Origin of the sequence: Nonomuraea sp. NPDC050556 (assembly GCF_044457355.1) — a bacterium.
Taxonomy (GTDB): domain Bacteria; phylum Actinomycetota; class Actinomycetes; order Streptosporangiales; family Streptosporangiaceae; genus Nonomuraea.
In genome coordinates this window covers 725,619-748,003 of sequence record NZ_JBITGU010000004.1, presented here as the reverse complement: position 1 = coordinate 748,003, position 22,385 = coordinate 725,619, and the positions used below count along the sequence as shown (strand labels likewise).

The following is a 22,385-nucleotide window of genomic DNA, read 5'->3' as shown; positions in this document are numbered from 1 at the left end:
GTTTAGGTGGGCTAAGCGATGGAGGCGGGATGGAGTTCAAGGAACTGGAGTGCTTCGTCGTGCTGAGCGAGGAGCTGCACTTCGCTCGTACGGCGGAGCGGCTCTACCTGTCGCCGGGCAGGGTGAGCCAGCTCGTGCGCTCCCTGGAGACCAGGATCGGCGGCAAGCTCGTGGAGCGGACCAGCAGGCGGGTCAGGCTCACCGCGCTCGGCGAGCACTTCCTGGCCGACCTGCGCCCCGCCTACGACGGGCTGACCAGGGCGGTGGTGACCGCCAAGGCGGCGGCCAGGGAGGTGACCGGCCTGCTGCGGGTCGGCTTCCTCGCCACGCCGACCGACGTCGTCACGGGCACGGTCACGCGGTTCGAGGACCGCTACCCGGGCTGCGAGGTGGAGCTCGTGGAGGTCCCGCTGTCCGACCCGTTCAGCAAGCTGCACGCCCACCAGGTGGACCTGGTGTTCACGCTGCTGCCGGTGGAGGAGCCCGGCGTGGTGACGGGGGCCGAGCTCAACCGGGTCCCGATGCGGCTGGGCCTGCCCGCCCGCCACCCGCTGGCCAGGCGGCGCGTGATCGACGCTGAGGAGCTCGCCGGCGTCGCGCTGATCGGGCTGGACGGCCCGGCCCCGCGCAGGTGGCGCGAGCACATCGCGCCCACGACGACGCCGTCCGGCCTCCCGATCGAGCAGGCGGGCACGGTCGCCACCAGCCAGGAGGGCCTGACCCAGGTCGCGCTCGGCCGGGGCGCGATGCTGATCTGCACGCCGACCGCGGCCAGCCAGACGCGTCCCGACGTGGTCTTCGTGCCGGTCACCGGGCTGCCGGACTCCATCCTCGGCCTCGCGTGGCTGGAGTCGGAGGAGACGGCCCTCGTCAGGGCGTTCAACGAGGCGGCGGAGCGCCACTCCCTTCACGTCGTGGCGGCGTGATGGAGACCGTACGGGTGACCGCCTGGGTGCGCGGCCACGTGCAGGGGGTGGGGTTCCGCTGGTGGACGCGGGCCCGCGCGCTGGAGCTCGGGCTCGTCGGCTGGGCGCGCAACATGGACGACGGCCGCGTCGAGGTGGTTGCGGAGGGTGATCGTGAGGCCTGCGTCAAGCTCCTCGACCTGCTCAGGGGTTGCGACACGCCCGGCAGGGTCACTGGAGTAGTAGAACGATGGAGCGAATCACGAGGTAGTTTGCGGGAGTTTGTGGAGAGGTAAGGGACTTCCGGTAAACGACCCAAATAGGGTATAGTTGTATATCGAGAGTGCCCACGGGTGGGTCCATGCGGTGCGTTCGACTTGACCGCCCACACCGGCGGTGCGACTCTTGTTAGGTACCACGCGCACCCCTCCCGCGGAATATGAAGTGCGCGAACCAGTCTGGTCACTCAGCGTGGAGGACCCTTTACCATGGCGAAGGCTCTACTAGGCCACGTCGGCGGTCCTGATCCTCGAATGGTCTCGGAGATGCGGCGTTTGCAGCAGCGGATCCGTGACCTGGAGGCAGAACTCATCCGGCTCCAGGCCCAGAATGACGCTCTAGCGGCACAAACCCGTGATGAGGCATTCAATCGCCTGCAGGAGCGGGAGCCGGCTCTCACCTGAGAGATCGGGCCGCAACGTCCAGGGACGCCTCAGAGAGGCGTCCCTTGTTATTTGTACCTGTTCATAAAGGACAGTTGACTCGCAAGCATCCGCCTTCTGAACGCGGCGTCATGGCAGCCGGGGGAGATCCCGCCCTCGACTGTGGCGCCGCGACGGCGCAGATTCGCGAGCATGGCGATGGTCTCCGGCGCGAGCGGGTCGGACTCGCCGCAGCTCAACCACACCGGCAGCCTGGCCAGCCCGCCCATCGGCGCCTCGGCCGCGGAGATCGCCGGAGAGGTCGCTGACACGGCGCTCACCCGATCGGGACCCAGCGCGGCAGCCAGTCTCAGCGCTCCGCCGCCGCCCATCGACCAGCCCATCAGGCCGACCCTCGCCGTGTTCAGGCCCAGCGTGGCCAGGTGGGGGATGAGGTCGCCGGCCAGGTCGGCGCCCGGCCAGTCGTCGACCGACGCGACGGCGAACCCCATACCGGCCAGATATGCCGCGATCCCATACACCTCGAACGGCGTGCGCGCGTTCCCCGCCGCCCCGTGGAGGAGTACGGTCACCGGCAGCCTGCGCGCCTCGGCGGTGGGGTAGCCGACCAGCACCCGGCGGGTGCCGAGTCGGCTCTGCCGTACCAGGCCCGGGGTGACGTCGGGCAGGGACGGCATGGTGCCGCACCTGACCGCGGTGTAGGCGTCCTTGCCGAACAGTCCGCCCACGCCCAGCACCGCGACACCGCCTGCGATCAGGAGATTACGGCGAGTAGTGCCTTGCATGGAGCGCCACAGTAATGCACCCGCGAGCGGCGGGCAGTGAGGACCAGTAGGCTTTCCCGCAGTCGGTAGGGAGAAGGGGGCTTGCGGCTTGTACCTGAAGACCCTCACCCTGCGCGGCTTCAAGTCCTTCGCCTCGGCGACGGCGCTGCGCTTCGAGCCCGGCATCACCTGCGTGGTCGGCCCCAACGGGTCCGGCAAGTCCAACGTCGTCGACGCCCTCGCCTGGGTCATGGGCGAGCACAGCGCCAAGTCGCTGCGCGGCGGCAAGATGGAGGACGTCATCTTCGCCGGCACCTCCAACCGCGCGCCGCTGGGCCGCGCCGAGGTGACGCTGACGATCGACAACTCCGACGGCGCGCTGCCGATCGACTACACCGAGGTGACGATCAGCCGCCTGATGTTCCGCTCGGGGCAGAGCGAATACGCCATCAACGGCGACACCTGCCGCCTGCTCGACATCCAGGAGCTGCTGTCCGACTCGGGCATCGGCCGCGAGATGCACGTCATCGTCGGCCAGGGCCAGCTCGACGCCGTCCTGCACGCCGGGCCTGAAGACCGCCGCGCCTTCATCGAAGAGGCCGCGGGCGTGCTCAAGCACCGCAAGCGCAAGGAAAAGGCGCTTCGCAAGCTCGACGCGATGCAGGCCAACCTCACCCGCGTGCAGGACCTCGCGACCGAGCTGCGCCGCCAGCTCAAGCCCCTGGGCAGGCAGGCCGAGATCGCCCGCAAGGCCGCCGTCATCCAGGCCGACCTGCGCGACGCCAAGCTGCGCCTGCTCGCCGACGACGTCGGCATCCTGCGCGCCACGCTGCAGCGCGAGGCGGCCGACGAGGCGGCCATCCTGTCCAGGCGGGCCGCCGTGGAGAGCGAGCTGGCCGAGGGCCAGCAGCGCGAGGCGCTGCTGGAGACGGCCGAGGCCGAGGCGCAGCCCCGCCTGAGCGCCGCTCAGGAGACCTACTTCCGGCTCTCCTCCCTGCGCGAACGGATCACCGGACTCGAACACCTCGCGGCGGAACGCCACAGGCACGCCCTCGACGCCGCCTCCATCGAGCGCCGCGGGCGCGACCCCGAGGAGCTGGAGCGCGAGGCGGCCGAGGTGCGCGAGCAGGAGCTCATGCTCGGCGCCGAGCTGGAGACCGCGCAGGAGCTGCTCGACGCGGCCATCGCGCGGCGCGAGGAGGCAGAGACCTCGTTGCGCGCCGAGGAGCAGCGGCTGGCCATGGCGGCCCGCGCGGCAGCCGACCGGCGCGAGGGCCTGGCCAGGATGCGCGGGCAGGTCGAGTCGGCGCGCAGCAGGTCCAGGGCGGCGGAGGAGGAGATCGGCAGGCTCAACCGCGCCGTCAGCGAGGCCCGCGAGCGGGCGCTGCGCGCGCAGGACGAGCTGGAGCTGCAGGAGAGCGAGGAGCCCGCGGTCGACCCCGCGCTGGCCGAGGAGCTTTCTGTCGCGCAGGAGGCCGTCGCGCAGGCGAGGGAGATCGCCGACGAGGCGCGGGCCGCCGTCGAGGCGGCGACCGCCGCGCTGGCCGCCCCCCGCGCGGCCCTTCAGGCTGCCAAGTCGGGTGTCGGTACGGCACGCGCGGCCGACCAGCAGGCGCAGCGCGCGGTGGCGGCGTTGCAGGCTCGGCAGGAGGCGCTCGAACTCGGCCTCGCCAAGGGCGCGGACGGCGGAGCGGCGCTCTTGGCCGCGTCGCTGCCCGGCGTGCTCGGGCCGCTGGCCGCCCACCTGACCGTCACGCCCGGCGCGGAGGCGGCGATCGCCGCGGTGCTCGGCTCCTACGCGGAGGCCGTGGCCGTCAAGTCCCTCGACGCCGCCTTGGAGTCCCTGGAGCATCTCCGCACGACGGACTCCGGTCACACGACCCTCGTCATCGCAGGTGGCCGGGGTGCTGCTTCCCGGCGCCCCCTTGCGGCGGGTCAGTGGGCCGCCGAGCTCGTGACGGTGCCCGATGACCTGCGCTCCGCGGTCGACTACCTCCTGGCTGACGTCGTGGTGGTCGCTGACCTGGCCGAAGCGCGGGCCGTGGCGGAGGAAGGGCTCAGGGCGGTCACCCGCGAGGGTGACCTCGTGGGGCTCCAGGCCGCAGCAGGTGGGCCGGGTGGCGGCAGTTCCGTGCTCCAGGTGCGCGCCGCCCTCGACGAGGCGATAGCCGTACTCGAAGAAACCCGTCAGAAGGCCGAAGAGACGGCCACCGTACTCGAAGAGGCACTGGAGGCGGAGCAAGCCGCCCAAACCTCCCTGGAGGCAGCTCAGGGACGCCTGACCGAGGCCCAGGCGGCCGCAGGCACCGCACAGTCCGGGGTCAGCTCGGCACAGGGCGCACTCGACCAGGTCAGAGGCCGCCAGCGCGAAGCCGACCAGCGCAACGCCGCGGCAGCCAAGCGCCTGGCCCAGCTGGGAGCCGCGGCCAAGGCGGCGGCCGACGAGGCCGACCGCCTGAGCGGCGGCGTCACGGCGGCCGAGGAGGCGCGGGCCGAAGGGCTCGAAGAGCTGGCCGAGCTCGAGATCCGGCTGGCCGAGGCCGAATACTCCCAGGAGCTGGAGACCGAGCCCACCACCGAGCTGCGCGACGAGCTGGCCGGCACCACCGCCGTGGCCAGGCAGAGCGAGATGGACGCCAGGCTCCAGGTGCGCACCGCCGAGGAGCGGGTCAAGGGCATCGCGGGCCGCGCCGACGGGCTCATGCGCGCCGCCCAGCGCGAGCGCGAGGAGCGCATGACCGCCGCAGCCCAGCGCGAACGCCGCAGGAAGCAGGCCGTGGTCGCCGAGGCCGTCGCCAAGGGCGCCAAGCAGGTGCTCAGGGCGCTGGCCGCCTCCATCGAGCTTGCCAGGCGCGAGCGCGACGAGGCCGACCTGGCCAGGGTCGCCATCGACGCGGAGCTGAAGCAGGTCCGCGTCCGCGTGCGCGAGCTGAGCGGCGAGCTCGACAAGCTCGTCAACCGCGTGCACGGCAGCGAGGTGGCCCGCACCGAGCAGCGCCTGCGTCTGGAGCAGCTCCAGCAGCGGGCCATGGACGAGTTCGGCGTCGAGATGGACACCCTGATCGAGGAGTACGGCCCGCAGGTGCCGGTGCCCGGCGACCCGCCGATCCCGTTCGTGCGCGAGGAGCAGGAGAAGCGGGCCAGGGCGGCCGAGCGGATGATGGCCCAGCTCGGCAAGGTCAACCCGCTCGCCCTGGAGGAGTTCGCCGCGCTGGAGGAACGGCACGCGTTCCTGACCTCGCAGCTGGAGGACCTCAAGAAGACGCGCACCGAGCTGCTCAAGGTCGTCAAGGAGGTCGACGACCGGGTCGAGCAGATGTTCGCCGCCGCGTACGAGGACGTGGCCAGGGAGTTCGAGCAGATCTTCAGCCGCGTCTTCCCCGGCGGGGACGGCAGGCTGATCCTCACCGACCCCAGCGACATGCTGACCACCGGCATCGAGGTCGAGGCCAGGCCGCCGGGCAAGAAGGTCAAGCGGCTGTCACTGCTGTCCGGCGGCGAGCGGTCCCTGACCGCCGTGGCGTTCCTGATCTCGATCTTCAAGGCACGGCCCTCGCCGTTCTATGTCATGGACGAGGTCGAGGCGGCGCTCGACGACACCAACACCCAGCGGCTGCTGACCCTGTTCGAGGAGCTCAGGCAGAGCTCGCAGCTGATCGTCATCACGCACAACAAGCGCACGATGGAGATCGCCGACGCCCTCTACGGCGTGTCCATGCGGGGAGACGGCGTCACCCAGGTGGTCAGCCAGCGGTTGCGCGAGCGCGTCTGAGTCCTGAGCACCCGGGATGATCTGGAAAACTGACATCTTGTGGATAGCTTGCTTCCCATCATCGTGATCGTGGTCGTCGTCGCCGTGCTGGCGGCGGGCGGCCTCTTCTTCCTGTTCCGGCCCGGAGGCAGGGCGGCCCCGCCGGTCGCGCCCCCGGACCAGGAGCCGCTGCTTCCCGGTCAGGAGGCAGCGCCCCAGGGGGCCGATGAATCGGAGGGTGGGGCGACCACCACCGTTCCACCTCCTGCCCCGGTCGTCGTCAAGCCCGAGATCGAGGTCCCGCCGCCTTCCGCCGGCCGGATGGTACGGCTGCGCTCCAGGCTCGCCCGCTCCCAGAGCGCGCTCGGCAAGGGCCTGCTCGAACTCCTCTCGCGCGACCGCCTCGACGACGACGTCTGGGACGAGATCGAGGAGAGCCTCATCACCGCCGACGTCGGCGTCGCCCCCACCAGGGCGATGGTCGAGGAGCTGCGCACCAAGGTCAAGGTCCTGGGCACCCGCACGCCGGAGGAGGTGCGCAAGCTCCTGCGCGAGCAGCTGCTCATCCAGGTCAACCCCGACCTCGACCGCACCCTCCACATCGACAAGCACGGCGAACGGCCGGCCGTGGTGCTGGTCGTCGGCGTCAACGGCACCGGCAAGACCACCACGACGGGCAAGCTGGCCCGCTCGCTGATCGGCGACGGCAAGAAGGTCGTGCTCGGCGCGGCCGACACGTTCAGGGCGGCGGCGGCCGACCAGCTCCAGACGTGGGGCGACCGGGTGGGCGCCGAGGTCGTGCGCGGCCCTGAGGGCGGCGACCCGGCGTCGGTGGCGTTCGATGCGGCGGCGAAGGGCATCGAGGAGAAGGCCGACGTCGTCATCGTCGACACCGCTGGGCGGCTGCACACCAAGACCGGGCTCATGGACGAGCTGGGCAAGGTCAAGCGGGTCATCGAGAAGAAGGCCACGGTCGACGAGGTCCTGCTCGTGCTCGACGCGACGACCGGGCAGAACGGCATGCGGCAGGCGCAGGTGTTCGCTGAAGTGGTGAACATCACGGGCATCGCGCTGACCAAGCTGGACGGGACGGCCAAGGGCGGCATCGTGATTTCGGTCCAGCGGGAGCTGGGCGTGCCGGTCAAGCTGGCCGGCCTGGGCGAAGGCCCGGACGATCTGGCCCCCTTCGACCCCGAGGTCTTCGTGGACGCGATCTTGGGCGAGTGATACAGGAAGGTTTAGGGCGCTCCGTGGCTTGCTGCGGAGCGTTTCCTTATTTATGCGGAATTGTCCGTTACCCGTCCGGCTATTGATCTCTGGGTTGACCCGTGTTCACATGAATCGGTCATCTAGATCGCGGGCGGCAACGCAGTCCGTTCGCGATCTTTTTCGTCGCCATGAGCGAAGAGGTACGCATGAAGAAGGTCGTCGTCCACAAGCCTGGAACCGTCAAGCCGGCCGGTGCTGCTGCGCCGAGGCACAAGGGCTGAGATGAGTGGCCGGCGTCTTCGGACAGGGCGCCGGCCCCCTCCGTGACGGAAGGTAGTGCGTGACCGGGATCACCCTCGACGCCGACCGACGCCTGCGCGGGCCGTACACGCTGGCGGCCGGGCTGCTCGACCTCCTGGTCCCCGAGGCATCGGGGGACCTGATCGCCAGGCACGACATCGAGATCAGGGTCGCGGCGCCGCAGCTGGCCGGCGTGGTCCCCCTCCGGAGGACCACGCTGGCCGATCGGCTACCGCGGGAGCAGCGCATCCTGATCCCCGGGGCTCGCCGCACGCTCAGGATCGCCAACGGGCTGGCGGAGTTCGTCCGCGACCATCTGGCGGCTCCGTTGACTTTGACCGTCGACAACCTGGGCGCGGCGGACCAGACGGATGTCGAGCTGATCGAGGTGCTCAGGCGGAGGGTTCCGGCGTTGACGATCGTCCCTGGCGTGGCCGCGCCGCGCCAGGGACCACCGGTCGCCGACTTCGACCGCTTTCGCGACGAGGGCTTCCACCACGCGATGGCCGAGGCCGGCCTTTACGCGCTCGACCGGCTCAGCCACGACGACGACCCGGACCGCTGGTGGACGCTGCTGCACAGGACGGCGGGCGCGCTGGAGGCCATCGAGCGCGAGGACGAGGCCTGCGAGCTCTACCACCTGGCCAGGCGCGAGGGCACCGAGCCGAAGAACCGCGCCACCGTCGCCTGCTCGCTCGCCACTCTCTCTGTGCGCCACCACGACCCGGCCAGGCGTGACCCGGACGAGGCGCTCGCCTGGATCAACGAGGCGATCACCATCACGAGCCTGCTGCCCGACCGCCGAGAGCGCGCCTTCCACCTGGGGTTCGACCTCAACACCAAAGCTCTGGTCGAGGTACGGCGGCGCCGCTTCGACGCCGCGCTGCGCCTGGTGGAGGAGGCCATCGAGCTGGCGGAGCGCGACCTGCCCGGCGAGCACCCGATCCACAAGCTGGTGCTGCTCGGCAACCGGGCGCAGCTCCTGGGCACGACGGAGGCGGCGCTCGCCGACTACACGCGCGCTGTGGAGGCCGATCCCGGCTACCCGGACTACTACCTCGACCGGGGCAACCTGCTGCACAAGCTGGGCAGGACGGCGGAGGCGCTCGCCGACTACGAGAGCGCGATGCGGCTCAGCCCGCCCTTCCCCGAGCCGTACTACAACCGCGCCGAGATCAGGTACACCCAGGGCGATCTCGACGGTGCCCTCGCGGACCTGGACTACGCGCTCGAACTGGACCCGGACTTCGCCCCGGCCTACGTCAACAGGTCCGGGCTGCTGATCGCGCTCGGCGAGGCCGACCGCGCCGAGCAGGACGTGCGGAGCGGGCTGGCGCTCGACCGGGACAACCCGTATCTGCTGTGCGTGCTCGGCCAGATCGAGGCCGCCGCCGAGCGGCCGGAGCGGGCACGCGCCGCGTTCGACGCCGCGCTGCGGTTCAAGCCCGATCTGGCGGCCGCCTGGGCGGGGCGCGGCGAGCTGGCCTTCACGCTGGGCGACCTGGAGGCGGCCGTCGCCGACCTGACCTGCGCGCTCAAGTTCGACGAGTCCGCCGAGCTGCTCTTCAACCGCGCGGTGGCGCTGCGCGCCTGCGGCCGGCCGGCGGAAGCGCACGAGGACCTGGCCAGGGCGGCCCGGCTGGTGCCCGACGATCCGGAAATCAGACGAGCTCTGACTGAGGGGTAGCCCATGGGGACGAGGTCCTGGTTGCTGCTCACCGGGTTTCTCGTCTCCTCCCTCGGCACCTGGATATACCGGCTCGCGCTGCCGTTGCTCGTGCTCGACCTGACCGGGTCGGCGCTGCAAGACAGGTCTGGTGTACGCGCTGGAGTACGTGCCCTACCTGGCTCTCGGCGCGCGGTCGCTGTGGCCGATCTACGTGCTGGCATTCCTGCTGGCCTGCGTCGATCCGCTCTACCAGCCCGCCTTCCGCGCCATCCTGCCGTCCCTGGTGCCGGTGGAACGGCTGCCGCCCGCCAACGCGCGCATCCACATCGGGGAGCACGCGGTCAACCTGTTCGGGCCGATCGCGGGTGCCTGGTTGATCGTCACGTTCGGCTACCGGGTGGCCGTCTTCGCAGACGCGGGCACCTTCGTGCTGTCGGCGGCGCTGATCTCGTTCGCCTGCAACTTCGGGGTCTGGCTGCTGCTGGCGAACGTGGTGTACTACCTCACCTCCTACCATTGCTTCACGCCCGGCCAGATCGGCGTCGTCTACGCCTTCCAGGGGGCGGGTGCGGTGGTCGGCGGGCTGTCCATGCTGCTGATGATCCCGGCGCGCGGGCCGGTGCTGATCGGGCTGGCCTGGCTGGGGCAGTTCGCCGGTGCGGGGATCTCCATCGTGGCCACGGCGACGCTGCGCCAGGTGCTGGTTCCCGACCGGCTGCTGGGACGGGTGCTGGGGAGCGCCCGCATGATCGCGTTCGCGTCCATTCCGCTGGCCGCGTTTGTCACCGGGGTGTTCGAGACCGTGGTGCGGGATGCCTATCTGCTGATGGGGTTCGCCGGGGTCAGTTGGTTGGTGGTTGCGGGGCTGGCGGCGCGGTCGTCGTTGCGGAGGGTGGAACTGGAGCCTTCTGTCCCATAATGGGCGCCGTGAAACTCCTGCGCAGGGCGCTGCTGGGGCTGGTTGCGGTTCTTCTGGCTGCTTTTCTGGTCAATCTGGCGATGTATTACGTCTTCGTGCCCGCGCGGCCGGTGGCGACGTTTCCCGGGGCCGCGACGCCGCTGTTCATCGCGCATCAGGGTGGGGAGGAGCTGGCGCCCAGCAACACGATGGTCGCCTTCGAGAACGCGGTCGCTCTGGGGGCTGATGTGCTGGAAACCGACATACATCAGACCAGGGACGGCGAGCTGGTCGCCATTCACGATGACACCGTGGATCGGACCACCGATGGCAAGGGGCGGGTGGATTCCTTCGCCTATGCGGATCTTGCCAGGCTGGATGCCGGGTACTCGTTCAGGGATCTGCAGGGGCGGTTGAGTTTTCGGGGGAAGGGGGCGAAGGTCCCGCGGCTTGAGGAGCTGTTCGTGAAATTTCCGGACAAGTTGTTCAACGTGGAGATCAAGGCTGCTTACCCGGGGATCGAGGAGAAGCTTTGGGGGTTGATCCGGCGGTATCGCCTTGAGGACAAGGTTGTCGTGGTGTCGTTCGATCAGGGGATCGTCGATCGGTTTCGGGAGGTCAGCGGGGGGCGGGTGGCGTTGGGGGCCGGGAAGAGTGAGGCCACCCTGTTCGCGCTCACGCACAAGTTCCGGGTGCCGGGGTTCTATCGGCCGCGGGCCAGCGTGCTGCAACTGCCGACCGAGAGCAACGGGTTCGATCTCGCCGACGAACGGCTGATCGAGGGGGCGCATCGGCTGGGGATGCAGGTGCACTACTGGACGGTCAACGACGAGGCGACCATGCGCGAGCTCATCGCCCTAGGCGCGGACGGGATCATGACCGACCGCCCCGACCTGCTGAAGAAGGTGCTTCAGTGACGGGTGCCGATGGGCACCACCAAGGGGGTCCCCGCGACCGGGTCGGCGATGATCTTGGCGTCCAGGTCGAACACCTCGCGCAGGAGGTCCTCGGTCAGGACCTCGTGCGGGGTCCCTGCGGCGATCACCCGACCCTCGCGCATCGCGACCAGGCGGTCGGTGTAGCGGGCGGCCAGGTTCAGGTCGTGCAGCACCATGACGACGGTACGTCCCGCCTCCTCGTGCAGGTGCCTGACCAGCTCCAGCACCTCCACCTGGTGCGCCAGGTCGAGGAAGGTCGTCGGCTCGTCCAGGAGCAGCAGGTCGGTGCCCTGGGCCAGGGCCATGGAGATCCAGGCGCGCTGCCGCTGTCCGCCGGACAGCTCGTCCAGCGGGCGGTCGGCCAGGTCTGACAGGCCGGTCATGGCCAGGGCGCTTCCCACGGCCGACTCGTCGTCTGAGGACCACTGGCGGTACCAGGTCTGGTGCGGGTGCCTGCCCCTGGCGACCAGGTCGGCGACGGTGAGGCCCTCGGGGGCCGAGGGGGCCTGGGGGAGTACGCCGAGGGTCTTGGCGACCTCACGGGTGGGGATCGAGGCGATGTTCCTGCCGTCGAGCAGCACCTCGCCGCCGGACGGCTTGAGCAGCCTGCCCAGCGCGCGCAGCAGCGTGGACTTGCCGCAGCCGTTGGGGCCGATGATCGTGGTGACCGTACCCGCCTCGATGCCCAGGTCGAGCCCATCGACGATGACCCGCTCGCCATACCCCAGCCTGACGCCGCGTGCTTCAAGTCTCATGCTTACTCCTCGCCTAGCGGCTCGTCGTCGCATGACACAAAGTTGCTGTGTTTATTGATGAGCTCGCTTCGCTCTCTCATGAGCGGCCCTTTCGCAGGCGGATGAGCAGGTAGATCAGGTACGGCGCGCCGAGGACGGCGGTGACGACGCCGACGGGCAGCTCGAAGGGCGAGAACGCCGTGCGGGCGATCAGGTCGGCTGCGACGACCAGCACGGCGCCCACGACCGCCGACGACAACAGCGGCGGCTGCGCCGACCGGACCAGGCGCAGGGCGATCTGCGGCGCGGCCAGCGCGACGAAGGCGATCGGACCCGCCGAGGCGGTGGCGACGGCGGCCAGGAGCACCGCGGCCAGGAGCATCAGCCCGCGCGCCAGGTTCATCCTGACGCCGAGCGCGATCACGGTGTCGTCGCTGAACCGCAACGCGTTGAGCGAACGGGTGCCGAGCAGCGCGAACGGCACCAGGACCGCCAGCGCCAGCCCCACGGGCACGACGTGCTCCCACCCGCGCCCGTTCAGCGAGCCGCTGATCCAGACCATGGCCCTGGTGGTGTCGTTGACGTCGCCCATGGTCATCAGCCAGTACTTCACGTTCGTGAAGATCGCCGCGACGCCGATGCCGACGAGGACGAGGCGGTAGCCGTCCAGCCCGCGCCGCCAGGCCAGGGAGTAGACGAGCAGCGCGCCGAGCAGCCCGCCGGCCATGGCGAGGAACGGGATGCCGAGCGAGGACAGCAGGCCGGAGGCTCCGCCGTACACGCTGCCGCTGAGCACCAGCCCGGCCACCACGGTCACGGACGCGCCGGTGGTCACGCCCAGGATCTCGGGGCTGGCCAGCGGGTTGCGCGCGATCGACTGGGTGATCGCGCCCGCCAGCGCGAGCGCGGCGCCGACCAGCGCGCCGGTGAGCGCCCTGGGCAGGCGCAGCTCCATGACGACGAAGTAGGCGCCGCCGGTGGGATGGAAGACCTCGGACAGGCTGAGCGGGATGTCGCCGATGCGCATGTTCAGCGCCATCAGCAGCACCACGGCGCACAGCCCGAGCACGACCAGCGCGACGCCGCGCGGGCGCACCCGCCAGGAGAGACCGGCCACTCTCACAGCCGCACCGGCTTCCTGCGCCTGACCAGCGCGATGAAGAACGGCGCTCCGATCAGGGCGAGCACCACGCCGACCTCCAGCTCGCCCGGCGGGGCGACCACGCGGCCGATCACGTCGGCGAGCAGCAGCAGGGACGCGCCGATGAGCCCGGAGAAGGGCAGCAGCCAGCGGTGGTCCGTACCGGAAAGTGGGCGGGCGAGGTGGGGGACGACCAGGCCGATGAAGGCGAGCGACCCGCACGCGGCGACCGAGGCCCCGGTCAGCAGGGTCACTGCCGCGATGCCGACCGCGCGGGTCCGGGAGACGTTCTGGCCGAGGCCGCGCGCGACGTCCTCGCCGAGCGAGAGCGCGTTGAGCCCCGGGGCGTTGAGCATGGCCAGGACCAGGCCGACCACCACGAACGGCAGCACCTGCCAGACGACGTCCGAGCCGCGCGCGGCGATGGAGCCCGCCTGCCAGAAGCGGAAGACGTCCATGGCCTGCTCGTCGAGCAGCACGATCGCCGAGGTCAGAGCGTAGAGGAAGGCGCTCACGGCGGTGCCCGCCAGGGCGAGCGTGACCGGGGTCGGCCCGCCCCTGCCGCCGACCATGCCGAGCGCGAACACGCCGACGCTGGCGACCAGCGCGCCGGCCAGGCCGAACCAGATGTAGGCGAACAGGCTGGTGGTGCCGAGCAGGATGATGCTGGCCACCATCGCGAACGCCGCGCCCTGGGTGACGCCGAGCAGGCCGGGGTCGGCCAGCGGGTTGCGGGTGTGCCCCTGCATGAGAGCTCCGGCCACCCCGAGCGCGAGCCCGGCGAGCACGCCGAGCGCCGTTCGCGGGATGCGCAGCGAGCGGATCACGATGTCGTTCTCCGTGCCGGTCGGCGCGGTGAGCGCGTGCCACGCGTCGGTGAGGGACACGGCCTTGGCGCCGATGGTGATGCTCAGCACGACTGCGACCACGACCGTGGCGAGCAGCGCAAGAAGCACTCGCTTGTGCGCCACGTTCCTCCTCATTTGCCCGAACTCGTAGAAGTATGCCAGGTTAGGCATGGCTAACCTAAATCCAGGTCTGAGAGGTCGTTGATGAGAGCGTTTCGTGCCGTATTTGTCGGTGCTGTCCTAGCCGTGGGGCTGGCCGCGTGCGGTACGGCGGAGCCGCAGGCCGCCGCCCCGGCGCAGCCGTTCCGCACGATCAAGCACGCGATGGGCGAGACGAAGATCCCGACCCAGCCCAAGCGGGTCGTCGCCCTCGACCAGAGCTTCGTCGACGCGGTGCTCACGCTGGAGACGCCGGTGGTCGGCTACACGAACTACCGGTCCATCGACGACAAGCTGCCCGACTACCTGGGCGCGGTCGCCACGACCTACGGCAAGGACGCCACCCCGGTCGGCACGCTGGAGCAGCCGAGCCTGGAGAAGATCATGGCGCTGAAGCCCGACCTCATCGTGTCGGCCAAGGTGCGTCACGAGGCGTTGTACGAAAAGTTGTCGCAGATCGCGCCGACGGTGTTCAGCGAGACGACCGGGGCGATCTGGAAGGAGAACCTCAAGCTGATGGGCCAGGCGCTCGGCAAGGAGGAACTCGCCGAGACCAGGCTCAAGGAGTTCGAGGGCAGGGCCGCCAAGATCGGTGAGGCGATCAAGGCGAAGGACGGCAAGCTGCCGACCGTGTCCGTGGTGCGCTTCGCCGGGGAGCCGACGACGCGGCTCTACGTGGAGACCTCCTACTCGGGCGTGGTGCTCAAGGACGTCGGCTTCCCGCGCCCGGCGACGCAGCCCAAGGTGACCGACGCGATCATGGTGCCGATCAGCGCCGAGAAGATCGCCGACCTGGACGCGGACCACATCTTCGTGTCGACCTACGCCGACCCGTCGTCCGAGGCGCCGAAGCAGAAGTTCGTCACCAACCCGCTGTGGGCCAAGCTCAAGGGTGAGCAGCACGAGGTCAGCGACCTCACGTGGATGAGCGCGGTCGGCATCCAGGGCGCGCACGCGATCCTGGACGACCTCGCGAAGTTCTTCGCGGTGGACCCGGCGAAGACCACCTGAAAGGGTCTTGTTCTTAACCGGTCATGAAAGCGCGCAGGTCGTCCAGGTGTGGCCCGATGTCGAGCCCCTGGGCGGCAAGCCACTCGTCGTTGTCGTAGGTGTGGCGGTAGCGGTCGCCGCCGTCGCAGATCAGCGTGACGACGCTGCCCTGCTTCCCGGCCGAGCGCATCTCCTGGATCAGGGCGACGGCGGCCGCGATGTTCGTGCCCGTGGACCCGCCCACGTCGCGCCCGGTGACCTCGCGGGTCCAGCGCATCGCGGCGATCGACCGGGCGTCCGGCACCGCGATCATGCGGTCGATCACCCCCGGCTGGAACGACGGCTCGACGCGCGGCCGTCCGATGCCCTCGATGCGCGACCCGTGCGCGGTCTGCGCGGCGTTCCCCGACACCCACGACGGGTAGAAGGCCGAGCCCTCGGGGTCGACGACGGCCAGGCGGGTGTCGTGGCGCCGGTAGCGGATGTAGCGCCCGATCGTGGACGACGTGCCGCCCGTGCCCGCCCCCACCACGATCCAGGTGGGGCAGGGGTACGGTTCCAGCGCCATCTGCGCGTAGATCGACTCGGCGATGTTGTTGTTGCCGCGCCAGTCCGTGGCCCGCTCGGCGTAGGTGAACTGGTCCATGAAGTGCCCGCCGGTCTCGGCGGCCAGCCTGCGCGACTCGTCGTAGATCGTTCCCGGGTCCTGGACGAGGTGGCACTTGCCGCCGTGGAACTCGATGAGGTGGCACTTCTCCGGCGAGGTGGTGGCCGGCATCACCGCGATGAACGGCAGGCCGACCAGCCTGGCGAAGTACGCCTCGCTCACCGCTGTCGAGCCGCTGGACGCCTCGACGATCGTGGTGGTGGGGCCGATCCAGCCGTTGGCCAGGCCGTACAGGAAAAGAGATCGGGCGAGCCGGTGTTTGAGTGAACCGGTGGGGTGGACGGACTCGTCTTTCAGATAAAGGTTCACTCCCCAATGTGTGGGCAGCGGGAAGACGTGAAGATGAGTGTCAGAGCTCCGGTTGGTGTCCGCCTCGACCTTGCGGATGGCGTCCGCCACCCAGCGCCGGGCCCCGTCGTCGTACCGGTCCACGTATTCCACGATCCCTACGCTATCCCATGTGACTCTGACCACTTTTGGTGGCAAATAGAAGGGAGAGTGTTATGATGATGTTACTTGTCCGGCCGTGGACGTACTCAGGCACGCCGCGAGCAAATGGACGGTTCACTCCCTGACCAGGCAGTACCACTAACGCGCCCCTTACACCGGGTTTGCGAAGATGGAGATGCCGTCAGCTGGCTCGTGCGCCGGCCGGGTAACGGGGGATAGCGCAAGGGGGAAGATTTTGATCACTATGACAGAAGAGCAGCGTCAGGACTGGTTCGAGCGGGACGTCGTGCCCGTGACCTCGCAGCTGTTCGCCTCCGCGATGCGCCTCACCCGTAATACCGCGGACGCCGAGGACCTCGTCCAGGAGACGGTCGCCAAGGCCTACACCTCGTACCACCAGTTCCGCGAGGGCACCAACCTCAAGGCGTGGCTGCACCGCATCCTGACCAACAACTTCATCAACGACTACCGCAAGAAGCAGCGCTCGCCGAAGCTCTCCGCCGCCGAGGAGATCGAGGACTGGCAGCTGCACGCGGCAGAGTCGCACAGCTCCACCGGGTTGAAGTCGGCCGAGATGGAGGCGCTCGAGCGGCTGCCGGACAGCGACGTGATCAACGCGCTGCGCGCCCTGCCCGAGGACTTCCGCCTCGCGGTCTACCTCGCCGACGTCGAGGGCTTCGCCTACAAGGAGATCGCCGACCGCATGGGCACGCCCATCGGCACGGTGATGTCCAGGCTGCACCGCGGACGCAAGCAGTTGCGCGGCATGCTCGAGGAGTACGCCAGGGAAGAGGGCGCGCTGCGCGTCCCCGACCAGCGGGCAGCCGCCTAAATACGCATGTGGAGGCGCACGCGCAGCGTTCCGCGCGTGGTGCGCATCTCCACCAGGTCACACAGCTGACGACTGATCCAGAGCCCGTATCCCCGAGGGGATTCGGGCTCTGGTGGTATATGGCCGGGAAGCGGGTCATCCCACCCGCCGCCGCCCGGGTCGCACACCTCGCAGATCACCTCCCCGGCCGTGCTCCACATCGTCAGCGTGCCGCGCCCCGCGCCGTGCTCGACGGTGTTGGCGGCGATCTCCGACATGCTCAGCACCAGCGAGGCGATGAGCGAGCGCTCCATGCCCGCCGCCCTGGCGTACTCGGCCACCGTCCGGCGCAGCCGGCTGAGTTCGGCGGCCGTGAACTCGGCGGTCACCGCCACGCCCTCGGGCTCCGGCAGGGGCTCCAGGTCGCCCGCGAGGACCAGGTCGTGCGGCTCGACGTAGTCGGCGTTCAGCCGCTCGCCGTCCGGCGTCAGCCGTACGGGATGGATCATGCCCAGGTGGTCGAGTACGGCGGGCGGCAGGTGGCGCAGGTCGTAGAGGCACAGGGCGACGCAGTCGTCGTCGCTGAAGGCGGCGTTGGCCACCGACTCGAACCTGATCCACTCGCGGATCTCGCGCTCGTCCCTGCCCGTCCACACCGGCTCGCCGACGATCAGCGTGCGCCTGCCGCGGACGTACTCCAGGTAGGCGGCCAGCGTGCGGTGGGGGTGCAGATACCACTCGGTCGCGACCTTGGTGTCGATCCTGCCGACGTCCGGCCCCAGCAGGCCGAGGTTGCGCGCGGTGGAGACCACGAGCACCCTGCGGCCCTCCGCGATGCCGCGGTGGAGGTAGGGGAGAACCAACCCGAGAAAGCCCTCATCGGAGTCGTACGGCACGGCCATGTGCCTGAACGGCTCGCTCTCGGAAAGTGCCCGCGACGGGTGCACGGACCGAAACGTAACAAGCGCTTGACTGGCTACGCAACGGCTATGAGCGCCACCGCTCCGAGCGCGCACGCGACCCCGGCCACCTGGATGGCGTGCAGCCGCTCCCCGAGCACGTATCTGGCCAGCAGCAGCGTGCTCGCCGGGTAGAGCGAGACGAGCACCGCGACCAGGCTGAGCAGGCCTTCCTGTACGGCGAGCAGGTAGAGCACGTTGGCCGCCATGTCGAGCACGCCGGCCGCGACGATGATGTGCAGCGCGCCGCCGCCGGGACGCAGCGTGCGCCTGGTGACCAGGGCGAGGACGACCACGATGCTCACTGAGGCGAGCCTGGCGCCGAACAGCGGCCACATGCCGGTGCCGTCGGGGGCCTGGGAGAGCAGGATGAAGAAGCCGCCGAAACCGGCGCCTGCGGCGAGCGCGGCCAGTATCGAGCCGAGCGAGCCGCTCTTCTCCGCCGGGCCGCCTCGGCTCACCAGGAGGACGGAGGCGAGCGCGAGCACCACGCCCACGAGGGCCTGAGCCTTGGGGCGCTCGCCGGACAGGAGGCCGAACAGGACGGGGAGGGCGGCCGAGGTGACGGCGGTGGTGGGGGCGACGACGGACATGGTGCCGGTGGCGAGGGCTCGGTAGAAGAGCACCAGGCCGGCGGCGCCCGCGACGCCCGCTGCCATTCCCCACAGCAGGGCTCGCTCGTCGAAGGAGCCGGGGAGGATGGGGATGAGGCCGAGGACCAGGACGAGGCCGGCGACCTGCGACAATGCCACGACGGACAGCACCTTCGAGCGTCGGGTGGCCAGGCCGCCGAAGAAGTCGGCCGTGCCGTACACGACCGCGCAGGCTGTCGCCAGGATCACTGCGAGAGTCACTTTTGCCCCATTTCTGGTTTGGTGCAATGCATTGAACCATAGGTCTACTACGATGTACTACGTGCAGGATCCAGAGACGATCACCGCGGCTATCGCGAACAACGTGCGGGCGTTGCGTACACAGCGTGGGCTGACCCTTGATGTGCTGGCTGCTCGGTCGGGGGTGAGTAAGGGGATGTTGGTGCAGGTGGAGCAGGGGCGGACGAACCCCAGCGTCACTACGCTGACCCGGATCTCTTCGGCGCTGGGGGTGACGGTGGCGCGGATCGTGGAGGTGTCGCAGGCGCCGGTGGTGCGGGTGGTGGAGGGGGTGGAGATGGTGACGTTCACTCAGGGAGGGAGTGCGGCGACGCTCCTGGTGGGGACTGATGCGCCGATGATCCACGAACTGTGGGACTGGCGGTTGGCGCCGGGGACTCATCACGATGGGGACGCGCATACGGCGGGGACCCGGGAGATGCTGACCGTGTTGGAGGGGACGGTCACGTTGGTGGTGGACGGTCGCAGCCATGTTGTGCGCCGGGGGGACGCGGTGCTGTTTTCCGCGGACCGTGTGCACAGGTATGCGAACGACGGGGAGGACGAGGTTCGATTCATCCTCGTAGTGGCAGAACCCCTGGCCACCCAAGACCACTAACCCACTCCTCCGCGCCGGGGTGGGCGCTGGGGAGCGCGGCCCATCGAGCCTTCCGCGCACGCCGCCCCCGGGGTGGGCCTCCTTTCGAGGTCTTCCGGATCTTGGGGCCTCGCGCTCTTCGGGAGCGTCACCGTCTCCTTGGGAGGCCTCAGGGTGGTCGCGGGGATTCGGGGTGTTTGTTCGTTTGTGGGTTGCTCATCCCTGCAGGATTTGGGTGGGGTTGGTGGTGGTTCGAGGGACGGGTTGGTAAGTCCAGACCAATAACAGCGATCTCCGGCGCGATCACCCCATGGAGTTCCATGATTACTCCATGTCTTGTGGGTGTGTCGCGCTCCGGGGCCCTCGATGGTGGGTACATCCCTGTCTGTGTGCGGCGAATCGTTCACAGGGGGTGGCGGGTGAGTGAGGCCGGTGCTGCGACGGAGAAGCTCCGCGCGGAGCTGCTTGGCCTCGGCGTCACCAGCGCCTATGAGGTGGGCGACGACGCCACCCTCTCGGTCTGGATCGGCTTGGTCGTGCGCTTCCGCGATGGTTTCTACCGATGGCAAGAAGGATCGGTGAAACGTCGGCATCTGGGTACGGATCCGGTTGGATGTGCCATAAGAGTGGCGCGTCGCTACACGGAACTGCAGGCGGATATCCCACTCTGGTGGGAAGACCTGGCCAGGGAGCTTCGGGGGGGCTCGGTCCAGGAATATCCGTGATCCCCCCTGTGCGCTTTCGGGGGGAAGCATGCGGTTGTGGGGGTGCCTGCTGGCGTTGGCGTCAGTGGCGGCCGGGTGTCACGCCCAGCCGACGATGTACGCCGACGTGGCCAGAACGCCCCCCGAGCTGCCACCGAAGGCGATGGCCAGGCGGCTCATGGCGGCCCAGCCCGACTGGCCGCGCCGCGTGCCGCACACCAACTGCAAGCGCACCAAGTGCGTCGCGCTGACGTTCGATGACGGGCCGGGCGACTACACCGCCCGCCTGCTCGACATCCTGGCCGCGCACCAGGTGAAGGCGACGTTCTTCGTCGTCGGCCAGATGGTCGCCGCCGACAGGGGCGTCAACGTGCGCCGCATCCTGGACGAGGGCCACGAGCTGGGCAACCACTCGTGGAGCCACGCGCAGCTGACCGGGCTGTCGTCCGGCGGGATCCACTACGAGCTGGAGCACACGCAGGACCTGGTCGAACACCTCACCGGCGTCCGGATGCGGGTGATGCGCCCGCCGTACGGATCGACGGACGGAAGGGTCGCCACCGAGACCAAGCATGAGGGACTCGCGCAGATCCTCTGGAACGTGGACACGCTCGACTGGCGCGACAGAGTCGCCTCGATCATCTCCAAACGCGCCTCCCACGCCAAACCCGGCTCCATCGTGCTCATGCACGACATCCACAAGACGACGGTCGACGCGGTGCCCAGCCTGCTCAAGAGCCTCGCGGGCAAGGGCTACACCTTCGTGACCGTCTCCGAGCTGTACGGCAAGCCGCCGGCACCCGGCAGGAAGTATTCGGAACGATGATCGACGATGTGATCAAGGGCTACACGTTCGCCGACCCGACCATCGACCTGGGCGCGCTCGTCGTCGACGGTCAGGGACGGCCCGAGGCCCAGGTGCGGCTGCCGCTGCGGATGCTCAACAGGCACGGCCTGGTCGCCGGCGCGACCGGCACGGGCAAGACCGTGACGCTGCAGGTCATGGCCGAGCAGCTGTCCGCTGCCGGGGTGCCGGTGTTCCTGGCCGACATCAAGGGCGACCTGTCGGGGATGGCCTCGCCGGGCGCGGGCAACGACAAGCTCCTGGCCCGTACGGCCGGCATCGGCCAGAACTGGGTGCCCGCCTCCTGCCCGGTGGAGTTCTACTCCCTCGGCGGGGTCGGCTCCGGGGTGCCGATCCGCGCCACGATGACCGACTTCGGGCCGACGCTGCTGTCCAAGGTGCTCGACCTCAACGACACGCAGGAGTCGTCGCTCGGGCTGATCTTCCACTTCGCCGACCAGCAGGGGCTGCCGCTGCTGGACATGAAGGACCTGCGCGCGGTCATCCAGTACCTCATCGACAACCCGGCGGCGCTCAAGGGCGTGGGCGGGCTGTCGAAGCAGACGGCCGGGGTGATCCTGCGCGCGCTGACGAACCTGTCGGCCGACGGCGGCGACCTGTTCTTCGGCGAGCCGTCGTTCGAGAGCGGCGACCTGATGCGCGTCGCGCCTGACGGGCGCGGGGTGGTGTCGATCCTCGAACTGCCCGCCGTACAGGATCGTCCTGCGATGTTCTCGACGTTCCTCATGTGGTTGCTGGCCGACCTGTTCAGCGACATGCCCGAGGTGGGCGATCCGGACAAGCCCAAGCTCGTCTTCTTCTTCGACGAGGCGCACCTGCTGTTCACCGACGCGTCCAAGGCGTTCCTGCGGTCGATCACGCAGACGGTGCGGCTCATCAGGTCGAAGGGGATCGGCGTCTTCTTCGTCACCCAGACCCCCAAGGACGTGCCGGCCGACGTGCTGGCACAGCTCGGGGCGCGGGTGCAGCACGCGTTGCGCGCCTTCACCCCGCAGGACGCCAAGGCCCTGAAGGCGACCGTCTCGACGTTCCCGAACTCCTCCTACGACCTGGAGGAGGCCCTGACCCAGCTCGGCATCGGCGAGGCGATGGTGACCGTCCTGTCCGACAAGGGCGTGCCGACCCCGGTGGCGTGGACCCGCATGCGCGCCCCGCAGTCGAACATGGGTCCGTCCCCGCAGGCCGTGGTGGACGGCATCATCGCCGCCTCCCCCCTGGCTCCGAAGTACGGCCAGGCCATAGACAGGCAGTCCGCCTACGAGATGCTCACCGCCCGCCTGGCCCCACCCCCTCCCGAGGCGCCCTCGGCCCCCGCGCCCACCCCGGCACCTGCACCTGCACCCGCGCCCGCTGCCCCCTCCGTGCTGGAGTCGGTGCTCGGTTCGTCGGTTTTCGAGTCTTTCGCCCGGTCGGCGGCCAGCTCGCTCGGACGCGAGATCAGCAGGTCGATCTTCGGTACGGCCAAGCGGCGTCGCTAAGTGTCGGTGCGCC

Annotated in this window: 21 protein-coding genes; 14 read left to right on the top strand and 7 right to left on the bottom strand. The window is 69.6% G+C overall.

From position 1 onward, the window contains the following. Window positions 1-29 precede the first annotated feature (29 nt). The 3 genes from ACIBG8_RS40495 to ACIBG8_RS40485 all read left to right on the top strand — a co-directional run bounded on the left by ACIBG8_RS40495 (window position 30) and on the right by ACIBG8_RS40485 (window position 1,588). Window positions 30-926 carry a LysR family transcriptional regulator gene (locus ACIBG8_RS40495; protein WP_397348523.1) on the top strand — a complete coding sequence of 299 codons (897 nt, stop codon included), beginning with the start codon at window positions 30-32 and terminating at the stop codon, window positions 924-926. Continuing rightward, window positions 926-1,201: an acylphosphatase gene (locus tag ACIBG8_RS40490; protein WP_397348873.1), complete on the top strand. Its 276-nt coding sequence runs from the start codon at window positions 926-928 to the stop codon at window positions 1,199-1,201. Before ACIBG8_RS40495 ends, ACIBG8_RS40490 begins: the two co-directional genes overlap by 1 nt. 192 nt (window positions 1,202-1,393) lie before the next feature. Continuing rightward, window positions 1,394-1,588, top strand: coding sequence for a hypothetical protein (locus tag ACIBG8_RS40485; RefSeq protein ID WP_397348522.1), 195 nt, complete (start codon window positions 1,394-1,396; stop codon window positions 1,586-1,588). A 47-nt stretch (window positions 1,589-1,635) separates the two neighbouring features. Here the strand turns inward: ACIBG8_RS40485 and ACIBG8_RS40480 are convergent, their stop codons facing one another. Further along, complete coding sequence (locus ACIBG8_RS40480; RefSeq protein ID WP_397348521.1) at window positions 1,636-2,352, bottom strand: alpha/beta hydrolase-fold protein; 717 nt, start codon at window positions 2,350-2,352, stop codon at window positions 1,636-1,638. An 88-nt stretch (window positions 2,353-2,440) separates the two neighbouring features. On the opposite strand from ACIBG8_RS40480, the gene smc reads away from it, so the two are divergent. The 5 genes from smc (at window position 2,441) to ACIBG8_RS40455 (ending at window position 11,075) form a co-directional block, all read left to right on the top strand. Continuing rightward, entirely contained in the window at window positions 2,441-6,103 is a 3,663-nt protein-coding gene (gene smc, locus ACIBG8_RS40475) for a chromosome segregation protein SMC (protein WP_397348520.1), read from the top strand. 39 nt (window positions 6,104-6,142) lie between these two features. Further along, window positions 6,143-7,309 carry a signal recognition particle-docking protein FtsY gene (ftsY, locus tag ACIBG8_RS40470; protein WP_397348519.1) on the top strand — a complete coding sequence of 389 codons (1,167 nt, stop codon included), beginning with the start codon at window positions 6,143-6,145 and terminating at the stop codon, window positions 7,307-7,309. A 322-nt stretch (window positions 7,310-7,631) separates the two neighbouring features. Beyond that, window positions 7,632-9,278, top strand: coding sequence for a tetratricopeptide repeat protein (locus tag ACIBG8_RS40465; RefSeq protein WP_397348518.1), 1,647 nt, complete (start codon window positions 7,632-7,634; stop codon window positions 9,276-9,278). A 130-nt stretch (window positions 9,279-9,408) separates the two neighbouring features. Next, on the top strand, window positions 9,409-10,179 hold the full coding sequence (locus ACIBG8_RS40460; RefSeq protein ID WP_397348517.1) for a hypothetical protein: 771 nt from the start codon (window positions 9,409-9,411) through the stop codon (window positions 10,177-10,179). An 8-nt stretch (window positions 10,180-10,187) separates the two neighbouring features. Next, complete coding sequence (locus ACIBG8_RS40455; protein ID WP_397348516.1) at window positions 10,188-11,075, top strand: glycerophosphodiester phosphodiesterase; 888 nt, start codon at window positions 10,188-10,190, stop codon at window positions 11,073-11,075. Here ACIBG8_RS40455 and ACIBG8_RS40450 read toward each other — a convergent pair. The 3 genes from ACIBG8_RS40450 to ACIBG8_RS40440 all read right to left on the bottom strand — a co-directional run bounded on the left by ACIBG8_RS40450 (window position 11,069) and on the right by ACIBG8_RS40440 (window position 13,990). Beyond that, window positions 11,069-11,851 carry an ABC transporter ATP-binding protein gene (locus tag ACIBG8_RS40450; RefSeq protein ID WP_397348515.1) on the bottom strand — a complete coding sequence of 261 codons (783 nt, stop codon included), beginning with the start codon at window positions 11,849-11,851 and terminating at the stop codon, window positions 11,069-11,071. The genes ACIBG8_RS40455 and ACIBG8_RS40450 overlap by 7 nt on opposite strands. A 76-nt stretch (window positions 11,852-11,927) precedes the next feature. Further along, on the bottom strand, window positions 11,928-12,953 hold the full coding sequence (locus ACIBG8_RS40445; RefSeq protein WP_397348514.1) for a FecCD family ABC transporter permease: 1,026 nt from the start codon (window positions 12,951-12,953) through the stop codon (window positions 11,928-11,930). Beyond that, entirely contained in the window at window positions 12,950-13,990 is a 1,041-nt protein-coding gene (locus tag ACIBG8_RS40440) for a FecCD family ABC transporter permease (protein ID WP_397348513.1), read from the bottom strand. Before ACIBG8_RS40440 ends, ACIBG8_RS40445 begins: the two co-directional genes overlap by 4 nt. Before the next feature lie 33 nt (window positions 13,991-14,023). Between ACIBG8_RS40440 and ACIBG8_RS40435 the strand changes: the two genes are divergently transcribed. Further along, window positions 14,024-14,989, top strand: a complete 966-nt coding sequence (locus ACIBG8_RS40435) for an ABC transporter substrate-binding protein (RefSeq protein WP_397348512.1) — start codon at window positions 14,024-14,026, stop codon at window positions 14,987-14,989. Between the two features lie 13 nt (window positions 14,990-15,002). Here ACIBG8_RS40435 and ACIBG8_RS40430 read toward each other — a convergent pair whose 3' ends face one another. After that, a complete protein-coding gene (locus ACIBG8_RS40430) occupies window positions 15,003-16,076 on the bottom strand; it encodes a PLP-dependent cysteine synthase family protein (protein WP_397348511.1) in 1,074 nt (357 codons plus the stop codon). A 253-nt stretch (window positions 16,077-16,329) separates the two neighbouring features. On the opposite strand from ACIBG8_RS40430, the gene ACIBG8_RS40425 reads away from it, so the two are divergent. Then, on the top strand, window positions 16,330-16,917 hold the full coding sequence (locus tag ACIBG8_RS40425) for a sigma-70 family RNA polymerase sigma factor (RefSeq protein ID WP_397348510.1): 588 nt from the start codon (window positions 16,330-16,332) through the stop codon (window positions 16,915-16,917). Here ACIBG8_RS40425 and ACIBG8_RS40420 read toward each other — a convergent pair. Beyond that, on the bottom strand, window positions 16,914-17,843 hold the full coding sequence (locus tag ACIBG8_RS40420; RefSeq protein WP_397348509.1) for an anti-sigma factor RsbA family regulatory protein: 930 nt from the start codon (window positions 17,841-17,843) through the stop codon (window positions 16,914-16,916). The two genes, ACIBG8_RS40425 and ACIBG8_RS40420, sit on opposite strands and share 4 nt — an antisense overlap. Window positions 17,844-17,872: 29 nt before the next feature. Continuing rightward, on the bottom strand, window positions 17,873-18,709 hold the full coding sequence (locus ACIBG8_RS40415) for an EamA family transporter (RefSeq protein ID WP_397348508.1): 837 nt from the start codon (window positions 18,707-18,709) through the stop codon (window positions 17,873-17,875). Between the two features lie 52 nt (window positions 18,710-18,761). Here ACIBG8_RS40415 and ACIBG8_RS40410 point away from each other — a divergent pair, with 52 nt between their 5' ends. From ACIBG8_RS40410 to ACIBG8_RS40395, 4 genes are all read left to right on the top strand, one after another. Next, window positions 18,762-19,346, top strand: a complete 585-nt coding sequence (locus ACIBG8_RS40410; RefSeq protein ID WP_397348507.1) for a helix-turn-helix domain-containing protein — start codon at window positions 18,762-18,764, stop codon at window positions 19,344-19,346. A gap of 398 nt (window positions 19,347-19,744) precedes the next feature. After that, on the top strand, window positions 19,745-20,050 hold the full coding sequence (locus tag ACIBG8_RS40405) for a hypothetical protein (protein ID WP_397348506.1): 306 nt from the start codon (window positions 19,745-19,747) through the stop codon (window positions 20,048-20,050). A 28-nt stretch (window positions 20,051-20,078) separates the two neighbouring features. Next, entirely contained in the window at window positions 20,079-20,855 is a 777-nt protein-coding gene (locus ACIBG8_RS40400; RefSeq protein ID WP_397348505.1) for a polysaccharide deacetylase family protein, read from the top strand. Continuing rightward, window positions 20,852-22,372 (top strand): helicase HerA-like domain-containing protein, encoded by a 1,521-nt coding sequence (locus ACIBG8_RS40395; protein ID WP_397348504.1) that lies wholly within the window; start codon window positions 20,852-20,854, stop codon window positions 22,370-22,372. The genes ACIBG8_RS40400 and ACIBG8_RS40395 overlap by 4 nt, the downstream gene beginning before the upstream one ends. Window positions 22,373-22,385: the final 13 nt, after the last annotated feature.

Coding starts and splice junctions, on each gene's coding strand:
- ACIBG8_RS40495 (WP_397348523.1), top strand. CDS start 30: ATGGAGTTCAAGGAACTGGAGTGCTTCGTCGTGCTGAGCGAGGAGCTG.
- ACIBG8_RS40490 (WP_397348873.1), top strand. CDS start 926: ATGGAGACCGTACGGGTGACCGCCTGGGTGCGCGGCCACGTGCAGGGG.
- ACIBG8_RS40485 (WP_397348522.1), top strand. CDS start 1,394: ATGGCGAAGGCTCTACTAGGCCACGTCGGCGGTCCTGATCCTCGAATG.
- ACIBG8_RS40480 (WP_397348521.1), bottom strand. CDS start 2,352: ATGCAAGGCACTACTCGCCGTAATCTCCTGATCGCAGGCGGTGTCGCG.
- ACIBG8_RS40450 (WP_397348515.1), bottom strand. CDS start 11,851: ATGAGACTTGAAGCACGCGGCGTCAGGCTGGGGTATGGCGAGCGGGTC.
- ACIBG8_RS40440 (WP_397348513.1), bottom strand. CDS start 13,990: ATGCCTAACCTGGCATACTTCTACGAGTTCGGGCAAATGAGGAGGAAC.
- ACIBG8_RS40435 (WP_397348512.1), top strand. CDS start 14,024: ATGAGAGCGTTTCGTGCCGTATTTGTCGGTGCTGTCCTAGCCGTGGGG.
- ACIBG8_RS40425 (WP_397348510.1), top strand. CDS start 16,330: ATGACAGAAGAGCAGCGTCAGGACTGGTTCGAGCGGGACGTCGTGCCC.
- ACIBG8_RS40410 (WP_397348507.1), top strand. CDS start 18,762: ATGTACTACGTGCAGGATCCAGAGACGATCACCGCGGCTATCGCGAAC.
- ACIBG8_RS40400 (WP_397348505.1), top strand. CDS start 20,079: ATGCGGTTGTGGGGGTGCCTGCTGGCGTTGGCGTCAGTGGCGGCCGGG.
- ACIBG8_RS40395 (WP_397348504.1), top strand. CDS start 20,852: ATGATCGACGATGTGATCAAGGGCTACACGTTCGCCGACCCGACCATC.